This is a genomic window from Polaribacter aquimarinus (assembly GCF_003129485.1).
Classification (GTDB): domain Bacteria; phylum Bacteroidota; class Bacteroidia; order Flavobacteriales; family Flavobacteriaceae; genus Polaribacter; species Polaribacter aquimarinus.
Window position 1 is genome coordinate 486,792 of sequence record NZ_QFFG01000003.1, and the last position, 13,368, is coordinate 500,159.

15 protein-coding genes are annotated in these 13,368 nt (G+C 28.8%); 7 read left to right on the forward strand and 8 right to left on the reverse strand.

Annotation, left to right across the window (positions count from 1 at the left end; translation table 11 throughout):
• Positions 1–69 precede the first annotated feature (69 nt).
• Positions 70–1,245 (reverse strand): GlmU family protein, encoded by a 1,176-nt coding sequence (locus DIS07_RS09450; RefSeq protein ID WP_109404985.1) that lies wholly within the window; start codon positions 1,243–1,245, stop codon positions 70–72.
• A 99-nt stretch (positions 1,246–1,344) separates the two neighbouring features.
• The gene (locus DIS07_RS09455) at positions 1,345–2,142 is read right to left on the reverse strand and encodes a choice-of-anchor V domain-containing protein (protein WP_109404986.1); all 798 of its coding nucleotides are present in this window, start codon (positions 2,140–2,142) and stop codon (positions 1,345–1,347) included.
• 237 nt (positions 2,143–2,379) lie between these two features.
• On the opposite strand from DIS07_RS09455, the gene DIS07_RS09460 reads away from it, so the two are divergent.
• Both DIS07_RS09460 and DIS07_RS09465 read left to right on the forward strand, forming a co-directional pair.
• Positions 2,380–2,934 (forward strand): acyl-CoA thioesterase, encoded by a 555-nt coding sequence (locus tag DIS07_RS09460; RefSeq protein WP_109404987.1) that lies wholly within the window; start codon positions 2,380–2,382, stop codon positions 2,932–2,934.
• Positions 2,935–3,453, forward strand: coding sequence for a hypothetical protein (locus tag DIS07_RS09465; protein WP_109404988.1), 519 nt, complete (start codon positions 2,935–2,937; stop codon positions 3,451–3,453). It begins immediately after the preceding gene.
• A gap of 11 nt (positions 3,454–3,464) precedes the next feature.
• On the opposite strand, the gene DIS07_RS09470 is transcribed toward DIS07_RS09465, so the two are convergent.
• The 6 genes from DIS07_RS09470 to DIS07_RS09495 form a co-directional block, all read right to left on the reverse strand.
• Positions 3,465–3,887: a thioesterase family protein gene (locus tag DIS07_RS09470; protein WP_109404989.1), complete on the reverse strand. Its 423-nt coding sequence runs from the start codon at positions 3,885–3,887 to the stop codon at positions 3,465–3,467.
• A 106-nt stretch (positions 3,888–3,993) separates the two neighbouring features.
• Positions 3,994–4,854, reverse strand: coding sequence for a DUF5777 family beta-barrel protein (locus tag DIS07_RS09475; protein ID WP_109404990.1), 861 nt, complete (start codon positions 4,852–4,854; stop codon positions 3,994–3,996).
• Between the two features lie 3 nt (positions 4,855–4,857).
• Positions 4,858–5,406 (reverse strand): YceI family protein, encoded by a 549-nt coding sequence (locus DIS07_RS09480; protein ID WP_109404991.1) that lies wholly within the window; start codon positions 5,404–5,406, stop codon positions 4,858–4,860.
• 11 nt (positions 5,407–5,417) lie between these two features.
• Complete coding sequence (locus DIS07_RS09485) at positions 5,418–5,834, reverse strand: OB-fold protein (protein ID WP_109404992.1); 417 nt, start codon at positions 5,832–5,834, stop codon at positions 5,418–5,420.
• 11 nt (positions 5,835–5,845) lie between these two features.
• The gene (locus DIS07_RS09490; RefSeq protein ID WP_109404993.1) at positions 5,846–6,211 is read right to left on the reverse strand and encodes a c-type cytochrome; all 366 of its coding nucleotides are present in this window, start codon (positions 6,209–6,211) and stop codon (positions 5,846–5,848) included.
• Between the two features lie 138 nt (positions 6,212–6,349).
• Complete coding sequence (locus tag DIS07_RS09495) at positions 6,350–7,447, reverse strand: LytR/AlgR family response regulator transcription factor (protein WP_109404994.1); 1,098 nt, start codon at positions 7,445–7,447, stop codon at positions 6,350–6,352.
• Between the two features lie 137 nt (positions 7,448–7,584).
• On the opposite strand from DIS07_RS09495, the gene DIS07_RS09500 reads away from it, so the two are divergent.
• From DIS07_RS09500 to DIS07_RS09520, 5 genes are all read left to right on the forward strand, one after another.
• Complete coding sequence (locus DIS07_RS09500) at positions 7,585–8,022, forward strand: OB-fold protein (protein WP_353938889.1); 438 nt, start codon at positions 7,585–7,587, stop codon at positions 8,020–8,022.
• Entirely contained in the window at positions 8,015–8,560 is a 546-nt protein-coding gene (locus DIS07_RS09505) for a YceI family protein (protein WP_109404996.1), read from the forward strand. Before DIS07_RS09500 ends, DIS07_RS09505 begins: the two co-directional genes overlap by 8 nt.
• Complete coding sequence (locus DIS07_RS09510) at positions 8,550–9,458, forward strand: DUF5777 family beta-barrel protein (protein ID WP_109404997.1); 909 nt, start codon at positions 8,550–8,552, stop codon at positions 9,456–9,458. The genes DIS07_RS09505 and DIS07_RS09510 overlap by 11 nt, the downstream gene beginning before the upstream one ends.
• Before the next feature lie 125 nt (positions 9,459–9,583).
• Positions 9,584–12,730, forward strand: a complete 3,147-nt coding sequence (gene ccsA, locus DIS07_RS09515; protein WP_109404998.1) for a cytochrome c biogenesis protein CcsA — start codon at positions 9,584–9,586, stop codon at positions 12,728–12,730.
• Between the two features lie 103 nt (positions 12,731–12,833).
• A complete protein-coding gene (locus tag DIS07_RS09520) occupies positions 12,834–13,349 on the forward strand; it encodes a hypothetical protein (RefSeq protein ID WP_109404999.1) in 516 nt (171 codons plus the stop codon).
• The last annotated feature ends 19 nt before the right edge of the window (positions 13,350–13,368 follow it).

Sequence of the window (13,368 nt, forward strand, 5' to 3'; positions counted from 1 at the left end):
CTTCAATAAAAAGCCACAAAATGAAATTCATTTTGTGGCTTTTTATTTGTATTTCTAGTTCTCAATAAATTAATAATTTCGGTATTTCGCAGTTTCTTCAAAAACGTGTTCTAAAATTTTTTGTTCTTGTTCATCAAAAGTTAAACCTCTACGTTTCATAACTACATCTGCAACTTCAAATACTTTATTGGTTTTGTATTCTGTAAAACCAGAGCTACCTCCCCAACTAAAAGAGGGTACAAAGTTTCTAGGAAAACCACTACCAAAAATATTGGCCGAAACGCCCACTACTGTTCCAGTATTAAACATTGTATTTATACCACATTTAGAGTGATCACCCATCATTAAACCACAAAACTGTAAACCAGTTTTTGCAAAGCGACCAGACTGATAATCCCAAAGTTTTACTTCTGCATAATTATTTTTTAAATTAGAGTTATTGGTATCTGCCCCTAAGTTACACCATTCTCCAATCACAGAATTCCCTAAAAAACCATCATGCCCTTTATTAGAATACCCCATTAACACAGCATTATTAACTTCACCACCAACTTTACAATAAGGGCCTAAAGTTGTTGCTCCATAAATTTTTGCGCTCAACTTTAATACAGAATGCTCGCACATTGCCAATGGACCTCTAACAACACACCCCTCCATAACTTCTGCATCTCTACCTATATAAATTGGACCTTTAGAAGCATTTAAAGTTGCAAAGGTTAATTTTGCTCCTTCTTCAATAAAAATATTTCCTTTATTAACACTCTGAATGCCTTTTGGAATTGGTTGCGATTTTCTTCCTTCTGTTAAAACATCAAAATCTTGCTGAATAGCTTTATCATTTAAAGAGAAAATATCCCAAGTATTTTTAACTTGAATAAGCTCTTCTTCAAACTCAATTTGAGTATACTCTCCAAAATTTACTTCTTCTTGAGAATTTGTTGTAAAAAAAGCAATAACATCTTCTCCTTTAAAAATAGCTTCATTTTCTTTAAGGTTTTTTACTTTTTCTACTAAAGTTTTTGTTGGACAAAATGAAGCATTAATTAATACATTTTCATCCATTTCTACCATTGGAAACTTCTCTTCTAAATACTCTTCTGTTATGGTAGTTGTTGTTAAGCCAAGTTGTTTTTCCCACTTTTCTCTAATGGTTAAAATTCCAATTCTTAAATCTGCAACGGGTTTTGTGTAGGTAAATGGTAACAATGCATTTCGAACATCACCATCAAATAGAATATAATTCATTTTTTCTTTTTTAGAAGTAATGCAAATTTACTTTAAAAAGTGCATAAAAAAAACCGAAAGCAATAAATACCTTCGGTTTGTGTAAACTAAAATAGTTTATCATTTTTTTATAAATTTTTGACTACCAATCTTATCATCAGAAACTACCTTTACAATATAAACTCCAGAGGTTAAAGTAGAAACATTTACTTTTTCTTTAGAAGTAGAAATAGTTTTAGATAATGCTAATCTACCAACATAATCATAAAACTGAACTGTAGCTTTACTCGAAATGTTTGGCAATTGGATGTTTAAGTCATCTGATGCTGGATTTGGATACATATCAAAATCTAAACGTTTTTCCGCTGAGATACTTAATGTAGATTTTGCAAATGAATCTGTTGAAGTAGTTGCTACTTGGTCTCCACCAGAACTTCCAGTTCCGTTAGCAGCTACCATAGCGGTATAAAATTTAATTGCTCCAACATTTGTGTCTGGCGATCTCCATTTAAAAGTCCAAGAACTTTCGTTTAAGGAAGTACTCGCAATTGTATGAGTTAGAGATTTATTATTGTTAAAAACTTTTGTTTTAGCATTTGCATCAGCAATAAAAGTACCTACTTTAGCATTGTTATTGGTACTTTCTGCAGTAATTTGAAAACCATGTTTTGGAGCAGCTCCTCCCATAACGGTTACATTATACTCTTTGTTTAGTTCGTAACCTGTAGCTGGAATATCAATTTGTATGGTTGGTGAAACACCAAAATTACCCCCAGAATGACACTGGGCACAAGTTTGATTATTATCTCCAGGTGAGCCTGATAGTTGATTTTGTCTTCCTCCTGCATTTGACATTAAAGTTAATGCTACGACTGGAATTAATAATAAAATAAATTTAAAAAAGTAGTTTTTTTTCATAATAATGATATTTAAAATAGTTGAATAAAAGTGTTTAGTCGTAAATTAATTCATAAAATTACATCAAAAATATTATTAATGTTCAGCCTTTTATGTTAAAAGTTTAACAATTAAATTTTAATATTTTTTAATATGATGTAAATAAAATCATAAATTCGCTGTTTCTAAAAACAATCTACTTAAAAGGGAAAAATGCCCCTTAAAAAGGAAAATATTGAGTTAAAAAATTAAAATAAAATGAAATCCCAATTTAAACATATTAAAGAATCTCAACTTACTATTACAGAATTAATGCTACCATCGAACTCGAACTTTAGTGGTAAAATTCACGGAGGTCATATTTTAAATTTAATGGATCAAATTGCATTTGCTTGCGCCTCAAAACATTCTGGAAATTATTGCGTAACTGCTTCTGTAAATAAAGTTGACTTTTTAAACCCGATTGAAGTAGGAGAATTGGTTACAATGAAAGCTTCTATAAACTATACCGGAAGAACTTCTATGGTAGTAGGTTTGCGAGTAGAATCTGAAAACATAAGAACTGGAGAAATAAAACATTGTAATTCTTCGTATTTTACAATGGTTGCTAAAGATGAAAATGGAAAAAGCACCCCTATTCCCGGAATTATCTTAACCAATAAAAACGAAATTAGACGTTTTGCAAGAAGTATAACAAGGCAAAAAGAAGGTAGAAACAGAACTTCTCGTTTTAGTGGTAAAGCCTTTGAAATTAAAGAATACTTACACCTTCTTGAGCAAAGTAATTCTAAGGTTGAGTTAAAGGAAAAATAAATGATCAAACTTAAAATCTGTTACTTTTTCAAAAAGTTTTTTCTTTTAATTTTTATCATTTTCTTTTTTGCAAACTATTCTTGTAAATCAAGTAAAAATCGTTATCAGAAAAAGCACACCTCTGTTACAGAAGTCTCTATTTTTAATAAAAAAGATACTTTGTCTGTAAACCAACTTCGCTTTTATAAAATTCAATCGGCAATGGATTGTATGAAAATGATGTACGAAAATTATGGTATTTGGAATAAAAAAATTTCTACTGTAGAAAATTATATGTTAAGAAGAATTATTTGGCACAACATAAAATTAATAGATAATAATAATGAATTATTTACCGTAATTGCAACTGGGTATGAATCAAAAGAACTTTACTATGCGGGTTTAATAGTTTTTGATTCAAAAGAAAAAGATAGTTTTGAAGAAAATCATCCTTTAAAAAATAAATTAATAGAAGTTCTTATAACAAAAATGAAACGTAGAAATAAAACAGATTCTTCAGTTTATAAACTTTTTAAATAGTTTAATAAGTTTTAACTAACCCTCTTATACGTTTTCTCTTCTATAAAATGCCTACGAATTGTTTTTGGTGCAATTACAGTTTCCCATTTTGTATAATCGAACCAAAAAAGTTCTCTAGTCACAAGTGCACACAATTCTTTTTGCTGATTGTAAAAGCTGATTTCCACCTTCATTTTTTGGTCACATAAACCTAATTCTTTACAATTTAATTCTACTAAGAAAGGTTGCGTAAACATTAAATATTTATACTGTTGAATTTGGTCGTTTTTCTTTTGTAGACCCACTTTTAACGAATTCATTTTTAGCTTTGTAAAATGATTAACAAATAAAAAAGTTTCTACCAATTTCGAGGTGTATTTTAAATAAGCTGCATTTTCCATCACCATAAAATCATTTACATCTTCACCCTTTACTTTATAAGTTCTTTGAAACATAATTTTTAAGTTTTTTAATTAATTAAAAGCAGATTGTTGTGTGTTTTTTTGATAATGAGAGTGTAACACAACAATACTGCTTTTCGTATTTCATTTTAATTATTTGCTAAAAAGTTCTAGAAATGTTAAATCCTAAATGGATATCTCCTCCAAAGAAATTACCAGTTGTTTCGGTAATAAAACTTTTTTCTATCATAGTGATAGCATTCGATAAAATAAGCTGAAATACATGCCCCCCTGTTTCTATATCCACTCCAAAAGCCATTGAGTTTCTTCCATTAATAGATGTTAACTCATTAAAAGTGTGGTAATATTCGCTATTAAATGAAACTCTTTTACTTAATTTTATTCTGGTTCCAAATCCTAATGCAAAAATATCATGTGGGTCTGCATTTACTTTTACAATGTTTCTATGAACGTATGTTGGTGTAATTTGAAAAGAAAAAGACGGACTTACTTTTCTTGCAATTAAAACCTGCCCTACATAAGATAAACTTTCTGCAAATGTTCTTTTATCTGTTGGCGGATAATCTTTTAAAGTTTTAAGTGCTAAACTTCCAAAAAGAGAAACTGCGAAAGGAAAAGAATTTTTACCTATTTTTTGTTTTAATAAACTATACTTTAAAAAGCTATCGTAAGTTTTATCAAAGCTACTTCTACCAAAACCAATCGTCAAGTTGTCTGTCCATCCATATTCTAAAGCAAAACGAATGTTAGATTGATCTAAACCAAACAATTCATCAAAACCTAAATTTATACGTCCAAATCTATGAGAAATAATAAACTCTAATTCTTTATCTTTTCTATTTTCAATCGAGTGCCCGTTAATAATTCTCGTTCCCTTAAATGTTGCTGATACAATGTTTTCGGTTTCTGGAGTTTCGTTATCTAAAACATCTAACAAATCTTGAGACGATATTTGAATACTAGAAAATAATACAAAAATGGTGATTAATATCTTTTTCATCTTTTACTTTTTCTTATACGGTTTATGATTAAATTGAAAAGAAACTTTAATTTTCTGAGCTATGTTTTTGGCAACTACGGCAGGAATTTTAATGTCAAAATCTGCTACTTTTAAAAAAAACTCTCCTTTCATTGTTATTCCATTTTCAGTCTTAGTAATGGTTGCAGGAATTGTAACTTCTTTTGTTTTTCCATGAATACTGATATTCCCTTTAACATTTACGTCTGATGAGATGTTACTCATTGAATCAAAATTTAAAATTTGCCCCTTAAAAGTTGCTTTTGGGAACTTATCAGACTCAACATAGTTCTCATTAAAATGTTCTTGCATCAAGGCTTTTTCGAACATAAACGATTTCATTAAAATAGAAATGGCCATTTTTCCGTTACTTGCATCAACAATACTTAATACTTGATTGTTTTTTGCTTTAATATCTTCCATTGGAGCAGAAGAGAAAAAAATAATGTTACCATTTTTAGTTAAAAATCTATCTTGAGCATTGGTAATGCCTATAAATAATAGGCAAAACAATAATGTATATATAATTTTCATTTTTTTAGTTTTTAGTTAATTATTACGCATTTTACAAGAATAACATCCATTAAATAACCAGTACAAATTCCTTTTATTTTAATGACTTGTTCTTCTTTTAGAGTATTTATTTTTTTAGTTTCTTTATCTGATAAATGACAAAGTATACTTCCAAAATCATGATTTGTTTTAAGACTTATTATCCCTTTTCCATTTTCTATTTTTACTTCAGACACAACTCCAGTAACTTCAATTATTTTCTCTAGATACTTAGTATTTGCTTTGTTTTCATCCGAAGAAAAATCATTTATAATATCATTTGCAGTTAGTGTAATATCTGAAGATACTTTGGCAACGTTTACATGAGGTTTGTTGTACATTTTATAAGCGACAAGAGCTCCAACTATTCCAATAACAAGAATTGCAATAATGATTTTCTTTTTATTCATAATACTGACTTTTAATTATTTAAAGCTCCATTGTTTACCCAACATACTATTGCGTCAATATCGTCTTGTGCTAAAGAACTTCCAATAGGCATTCTTCTACTTGCTACAACGCTTTTTACAATGTTTGCACTATTTTTAACTCCGTTAAAAGTGGTTAGGTTTGGAAAATTACCTCCGTTACCATGACATTGAACACAATTAGCATCAATAATTAACTTTACACTATTTGAAAATGTAATAGTGGCACAAGGGTCTGAATTTTCTTCATTATTATCTTCTACAATCGTTTCTTCTTCTACATTACTTAAACAAGAAGTTAACGAAAAGCTTAGAAATAATAACAAAAGTATTTTTCTGAATTTTAAACTTTGTTTCATTTGAGTTGGTTTTACGATTATACCGTAAAGTAAATGATAACAAGAGTTTTACACACTAATAAGGTTTACGAGAGGGAAATAAATTTGGTTAAAAGGGAAAAAAAGCTTTTAAATAAATTAATGATTTTAAAAAAATGATTACATATTTAACCATTGTTTAAATTCAGCAGCTTTGTTTTTACTTATAATAATTTCTTCAGATGTTTTTGATTGTAATAATATTTTAAGTTGACTATTTCCATACTTAATAATTTTATCAATAGCTGTAATACTTATAATAAATTGTCTGTTTGCTCTAAAAAATAATGTAGGATTTAAATTGGTATACATATCATCTAAACTTGCATTAGATGTAGATCTTTTTCCATCAAAACAAACTACATAAGTAATTGTATTTTCTGTGTATATATATGCGATATCTTTTATAGGAATAGGTACTAACTCATTTCTTACGTAAGTTAAAATTCTTTGCTTTTCTCTTTCTATAGTTCCTTCTTCAGACGGATTTTCTTCTGCTACTTCAACTACTTTTTCTTTATAAGAAACCAAATCAGTATTTAATTTAGACAAATTAATCACCTCAGATGCCAATGTAGAATTTTTTAATTCTAATTGTTTCTCATAGGCACTTCCAATAACTCTAACAGCAAAAAATGACAATACAATCACTAAAACCCCCATAATTAAAAAGATGAGATAAAAATTAGTTTTCAGAGTATTCATTTGTGCAGCTATACTTTTAATGTTTACATGCGCAGCAACAATTAAATCGGTAGTTTTTAAAGGAGCAATATGGATAACTTCTGATGATTTCTGCTCTGAACCTGACTTATTATTTACTAATACATCATACAAATCTTCTGAACTATTTTTTTCTTTTAAAGATGCTAATAAAGTAGGATTTGAATTCACTTTTTGTCCAACTAGCGTTTTATCGGGATGACTCACTTCTTTCCCGCTCCAATCAAAAACACTCAAAAACCAAGTATCACTATTAGAATTCGAAATAACCTTTTGAATATTATCAATGACTTCTTCTTTAGAAACTCCTTTAGAAAACTGAAAATCCATTAACTTAGAAATTTCATTAGCTTCTCTTTTACTAGACTCTACCTGAGTCTCTATTAATTGATTTGCACTGGCTTTAATAAAATATTGTGAAGCTATTGCCGCAATAAATAAAAAGATTATGGCAATAGAAAGAAATGTTAAAAAGTAAAGTTTGTCTTTTTTCATAAGTTGGTTAAAAAACTGAAATATACTATATATTCTTTTCTTTTTACGTGAAATTTTTCCTCTTTAAATTCATTTTTTCCTTTTTAATTCATTTTATGCTACTAATAAAACTAAAAATACCTTTCTTTGATTTAAGAATGAAAATAAAAAACAAACTTCTTATTACCTTTATAATAACATTAGTTTTTATTACTATCTATTGTTTTGTAATGTCTTATTTTTCACCACAAGAGAAAAACTTAGAATTTGCAAATTCTGAAATGACTCTGAATGCTGATGATTTGGTAAATTCTTTCTTAGTTAACCCTGAGTATTCAAATAATCTATACACTGGAAAAATTATTGAAATTACAGGGTTTGTAAAAAAAGTTACTTTTTTAAACAATAGAAATACAGTACTATTGTATTCAAATAATAAAACATCAGGTGTTATTTGTGATATACATCCTAGTCAGATTAAAAAAGTAAAAAAACTTAAAGAACACCAAGAAGTTAAAGTTAAAGGAATCTGCAAAGGGTTTTTAAAAGATGTTATCTTATTAAATTGTCATTTAGATTTTAAAGCAAATGAATAAAGTTTTTACCATTTTTTTACTCATTACCTTTATTACGGGGTCAAAGATAAAAGAAAATGAATTTATAGCACGTCAGGGACAAATCACGTTCTTTTCTTACACTTCAGTAGAAAATATCGAAGCCAAAAACAATCAGGTTTTAAGCATTTTAGATATTAAAAAAAAGGAAATTGCGGTAAGCATGTTAATGCGTGCTTTTGTATTTAAAAAAGATTTAATGTATGAACATTTTAATGAAAGTTATATTGAATCTGACATTTACCCAAAAGCAACCTTTGAAGGAAAAATTATAGATTTTGATGAAGTTTCAACAAATCAAACTAAAATAATTAAGGGTACATTAACCATTCATGGAATTTCTAAAGAAGTTAGTATTAAAACAACAATAATTAAAGAGAATAACACTTATATATTGTCTGGAAACATTGATGTTTTGGTCAAAGATTTTGATATTAAAATTCCACCTATTTTATCGAGTAATATTGCAAAAACTATTTCTATAGAGTTTAAATTTCAATACCAGCCTTATGAAGCTTAAAAGAATCATTCAATTGTTATCAATTGCTTTTACTTTTCTAATATCATCCACACATGCGCAAAGTTTGTTAGACAAATTAGACAAAGAATTTAAAAATAAACCTATTTATGAGATTGCCACTTTTAAAACTACTAGAATTGGATTAAATCAATCTGTAGAAACTCGAAAAAAAGGTGCGCTACAAATTTCTTTATTTAATAGGTATTGGGACACTCCAAATGCAACTAGCCAAAGTTTTTTAGCTGATAAAGTTTCTACGCGTTATGGATTAGAATACGCTTTTTCAGATAAATTTACTTTTGGAGCAGGTTACAGTAATTTTGATAAAATAACAGATACTTACTTTAAATTTCGATTATATCAACAGCAAATTAATTCTAAAAAAATGCCTGTTAGCATTACCTTTTTTCAAAGTGTATCTCATCGAAAAGTTAAAAATGCTAATCCAAATTTATACAGCAATCAAAGTTCTTCAAATAAATTCGCTTACACAACTCAAGTCTTAGTTGCTAGAAAAATGACTTCAGAATTATCTGTACAAATAGCACCAACATTTATTATTAGAGGAGCAAACTCTATAAATAATAACCCTAACAGTCAGTTTGCAATTGCTTTTGGAGGAAGACATAAAATAGGAAAACATTCAAGTGTTGTTTCAGAATATTTCTATGTAGCTAATCCAATTAAATCTTTTGATGTTTACAATACTTTTATGGTAGGATTAAATTGGGAAGTAAGCGACTTAATGTTACAGTTTCATATTACAAATGCTAGAAATTATGCAGAAGATACTTTTATTTCTGAGACTACTAATAATTTTAATTTTAAAGACCCCAATTTACATTTCGGTGTAAATGCAACTTTTATATTGCATACAAGAAAAAAGAAATTACAATAAAAAGTAGAGTCAATTAAACTCCTTTATTTTTAACAATTCTTAACAAGAAAAAACAACTACAGTTTAATAAGTCTTCATGCTTTTATCCTTAAATTTGTACCTCTTTTAAAAAGCACTTCAAACGGATGAAAAATATTCTTAACCTCCTATACTCTACACGTTTAATGGCCATTCTATTTATTCTATTTGCAACAGCAATGGGTGTAGCCACATTTATAGAAAACGATTTTGGCACACAAACGTCTAAGGCTTTAGTTTACAATGCATGGTGGTTTGAATTGATTATGGTGTTTTTTGTTATAAATTTCTTTGGAAACATTTTTAGATACAGATTGTACAAAAAAGAAAAATGGGCTGTATTAATGTTTCACGCTGCTTTTCTATTAATTCTTGTTGGTGCTGGCGTTACACGCTATTTAGGGTACGAAGGGATTATGCTTATCGAAGAAGGACAAACTACAAATAAATTCCTATCTGAAACCACTTATTTAAATGTAATTGTTGACAATGGAAAAATGCAAAAACCAGAAATCAACGAACCTTTACTTCTATCTGCATGGGGAAAAAATTCATGGTCTTATGCAGATAATTTTAAAATATCAGATGATAAAAGACAGAAGTTCTCTCTAAAATTGGTAGATTATATTCCATGGGCAGAAAAGAAATTAGTAGCTGATAAAAATGGAGTTGAACATTTATTTTTGGTAGAATCCTCAGAGGGCTCTCGCCATGAACATTGGCTAAAAAAAGGAACTATTCAAAACATTCATGGGGTTTTAGTAGGTTTTGAAGCAACAGACAATAATGCATCAATCAATTTTATAAAACAAGATGATAATCTAAAAATTATCGCTAAAGAAAGTGGAGATTGGTTAAGAATGGCTGACCAAAAAAGAGGAAAAATCACAAAAGATTCCATTCAAAATTTTCAGTTCCTAACCTTACACAATATTGCGGGATTACAATTTGTTATTCCAAGACCAGCTGAAAAAGGCGTTATGAAAACCGTTAGTGGTCCAAAAAATGATAATAAACTAGATGTCATAGTCGTAGATATAAATAGTAAGAATGAAACCAAAAGAGTTGAATTAACTGGCGGTAAATTTAATTCTCAAGGTTCTAAAGAAGTTTCGGTTGCTGGTTTAAATTTTAGAATGTTATATGGTTCAAAGATTTTAGAAACTCCATTTTCTGTTAAGTTAAACGATTTTCAGCTAGAAAAATATCCTGGTTCAGAAAGTGCTGCTTCCTATGCCAGTGAAGTAACTGTAATAGACCCAAAAGAAACTTTTGATTATCGCATTTATATGAATCATATTCTAGATCATAACGGTTATAAATTCTTTCAATCGAGTTATGATTTATCCGGAGAAAGAGAAGAAACTCATTTATCAGTAAATCATGATTTTTGGGGAACCTTTTTAACATATCTAGGTTATTCTCTATTATACACAGGTTTAATCTGTATTCTTTTTGCTAAAAACACTCGTTTTGATGATTTAAAAAATGGTTTAAAAAAAATTAGAAAGAAAAAAGCTGCAATGTCTATGGTTTCAGCTCTATTCTTATCAACTTTTAGTTTTGGGCAACATGAAACCCATCAACCCAAACAAGTAACGTACCAACAAATTGATTCTATTTTACAAGCTAGTTTAGTAGATGTTAATCATGCTGAAAGTTTTAATAAATTAGTAATTCAAGATGCAGGTGGACGTATGAAACCAGCACATACTTTTGCTTCTGAATTGGTTAGAAAAGTGAGTCAGACAGAAACCTTTAACGGAATGCAACCAAGTCAGGTTTTGTTATCGATAATAGAAAACCCAAGACTTTGGTTTGAAATTCCAGTTATTTATTTAGAAAAAGGAAACAGCAAAATAAGGCAATCTATTGGTATTGCAGATACAGCAAAATATGCCCGTTTGTCAGATTTTATTACCCCAAGAGGTGCTTATAAAATTAAAGAACAAGTTGCTGAAGCTCAGAAAAAAAATGTACAAAACAAATTTGAAAAAGATTTAATTAAAATTGATAGACGTGTAGGATTATTATACAGTGCTATTGGAGGGGGAATTTTACGTATTTACCCCATTCCAAATGATGAGAATAACAAATGGGTTTCTCAACCTGAAACTTATACCGCTGGTTTTAAAGCTACAGATTCTGTATTTGTACGTCAATCCTTACCTGTTTATATTCAATTTTTGCAAGAAGCAAAAAAAACAGGAGATTACACTAAAGCAAATCAGATTTTAGATGGAATTAAAAAATTTCAAAAGAAATTTGGTGCAGATGTTTATCCTATGGAAAAACAAATCGAATTAGAAATTTCGTATAATAAGATTCAACCTTTCCAAAAGTTAGCCAAATATTATGGTTACTTAAGTATGTTATTAATCATATTTGTGTTTATTCAAATTTTTAATACTAAAAAATGGGTAAATGTTTTGGTAAAAATTTTAATTGGTGGGGTAGTTTCTTTATTTGTTTTACATACACTAAGTTTAGGAGCTAGATGGTATATTAGTGGAAACGCGCCATGGAGTAATGCCTATGAATCTATTATATATGTTGCTTGGGCAACTATGCTATTTGGTTTATTTTTCGGAAGAAAATCATCGCTCACCATTACAGCAACTACTTTTTTAACAGCTATTATTTTAGCTTTTGCACATCAAAATTGGTTAGATCCAGAAATAGCTAACTTACAACCCGTTTTAAATTCTTGGTGGTTATTAGTACACGTATCTATTATAGTAGCTAGTTATGGCCCTTTTTCTTTAGGAATGATTCTAGGAGTTTTTGCTTTATTTTTAATGGCTTTTACGAATAAATACAATAAAAAGAAAATGGATATTAATATTAAAGAAATTACTATTATTAATGAAATGGCTTTAACTGTTGGTTTGGTAATGTTAACTATTGGAAATTTCTTGGGTGGAATGTGGGCTAATGAAAGTTGGGGTAGATATTGGGGTTGGGACCCTAAAGAAACTTGGGCACTAGTGTCAATTATGGTCTATGCTTTTGTATTACACATGCGTTTAATTCCTGGTTTTCGAGGTAAGTTTACTTTTAACCTATGGTCTATAGTCGCATATGCATCCATTATGATGACATATTTCGGTGTCAATTTCTACTTATCAGGATTGCATTCTTATGCAAGTGGCGATAGAGTAATTACTCCAAGTTCAGTTTATTATTCATTAGGTTTTGTTGTTATTTTAGGAACTTTAGCTTTTTTAAAATATAGAAAATTTTATAAAAAGTAATTTCTCTAAAAAAAATCTAATTCAAGAAATTTTACCCGAAGTGGCAGCAAAATTTAGCAATAAAATGTATTTTTGCACTTCAATTTAAAAGAAAAACAACTTTATGTTTCATAAAAATATAAAATTAGTAATCGCAGTTTTAATTACTGCTTGGTCTGTATATCAATTTAGCCAAGGAAATATTATGAACGGAATTTCTATCTTATTACTTGCAGGAATTTTTGTGTTATTTTATTTTAAAAATGAATTTATTTTATTGGCTTTTTTACAATTAAGAAAGCAAAATTTTGAAGGTACTAAAAAATGGTTGAGTTACATTAAAAACCCTGAAGCAGCTTTAACAATAAAACAACAAGGGTATTTTAATTACTTACACGGTATAATGTTGAGTCAAACAAATATTACACAAGCTGAAAAATTTTTACGTAAAGCTGTAAAATTAGGTTTAGCTATGGATCACGATTTAGCAATGGCTAAATTACAATTGGCAGGAATTGCTATGACCAAAAGACGTAAACGTGAAGCTACTAATTTAATGGCTGAAGCTAAAAAGTTAGACAAACACGGAATGTTAAAAGAACAAATGCAAATGATGAAACAACAGATGAAAAAAATATAATCTCTTGTTTTGTTTTTAA

Coding starts and splice junctions, on each gene's coding strand:
- DIS07_RS09450 (WP_109404985.1), bottom strand. CDS start 1,245: ATGAATTATATTCTATTTGATGGTGATGTTCGAAATGCATTGTTACCA.
- DIS07_RS09500 (WP_353938889.1), top strand. CDS start 7,585: ATGAAAATAAAAAACAAACTTCTTATTACCTTTATAATAACATTAGTT.
- ccsA (WP_109404998.1), top strand. CDS start 9,584: ATGAAAAATATTCTTAACCTCCTATACTCTACACGTTTAATGGCCATT.
- DIS07_RS09490 (WP_109404993.1), bottom strand. CDS start 6,211: ATGAAACAAAGTTTAAAATTCAGAAAAATACTTTTGTTATTATTTCTA.
- DIS07_RS09455 (WP_109404986.1), bottom strand. CDS start 2,142: ATGAAAAAAAACTACTTTTTTAAATTTATTTTATTATTAATTCCAGTC.
- DIS07_RS09465 (WP_109404988.1), top strand. CDS start 2,935: ATGATCAAACTTAAAATCTGTTACTTTTTCAAAAAGTTTTTTCTTTTA.
- DIS07_RS09480 (WP_109404991.1), bottom strand. CDS start 5,406: ATGAAAATTATATATACATTATTGTTTTGCCTATTATTTATAGGCATT.
- DIS07_RS09495 (WP_109404994.1), bottom strand. CDS start 7,447: ATGAAAAAAGACAAACTTTACTTTTTAACATTTCTTTCTATTGCCATA.
- DIS07_RS09475 (WP_109404990.1), bottom strand. CDS start 4,854: ATGAAAAAGATATTAATCACCATTTTTGTATTATTTTCTAGTATTCAA.
- DIS07_RS09485 (WP_109404992.1), bottom strand. CDS start 5,834: ATGAATAAAAAGAAAATCATTATTGCAATTCTTGTTATTGGAATAGTT.
- DIS07_RS09510 (WP_109404997.1), top strand. CDS start 8,550: ATGAAGCTTAAAAGAATCATTCAATTGTTATCAATTGCTTTTACTTTT.
- DIS07_RS09505 (WP_109404996.1), top strand. CDS start 8,015: ATGAATAAAGTTTTTACCATTTTTTTACTCATTACCTTTATTACGGGG.
- DIS07_RS09470 (WP_109404989.1), bottom strand. CDS start 3,887: ATGTTTCAAAGAACTTATAAAGTAAAGGGTGAAGATGTAAATGATTTT.
- DIS07_RS09520 (WP_109404999.1), top strand. CDS start 12,834: ATGTTTCATAAAAATATAAAATTAGTAATCGCAGTTTTAATTACTGCT.
- DIS07_RS09460 (WP_109404987.1), top strand. CDS start 2,380: ATGAAATCCCAATTTAAACATATTAAAGAATCTCAACTTACTATTACA.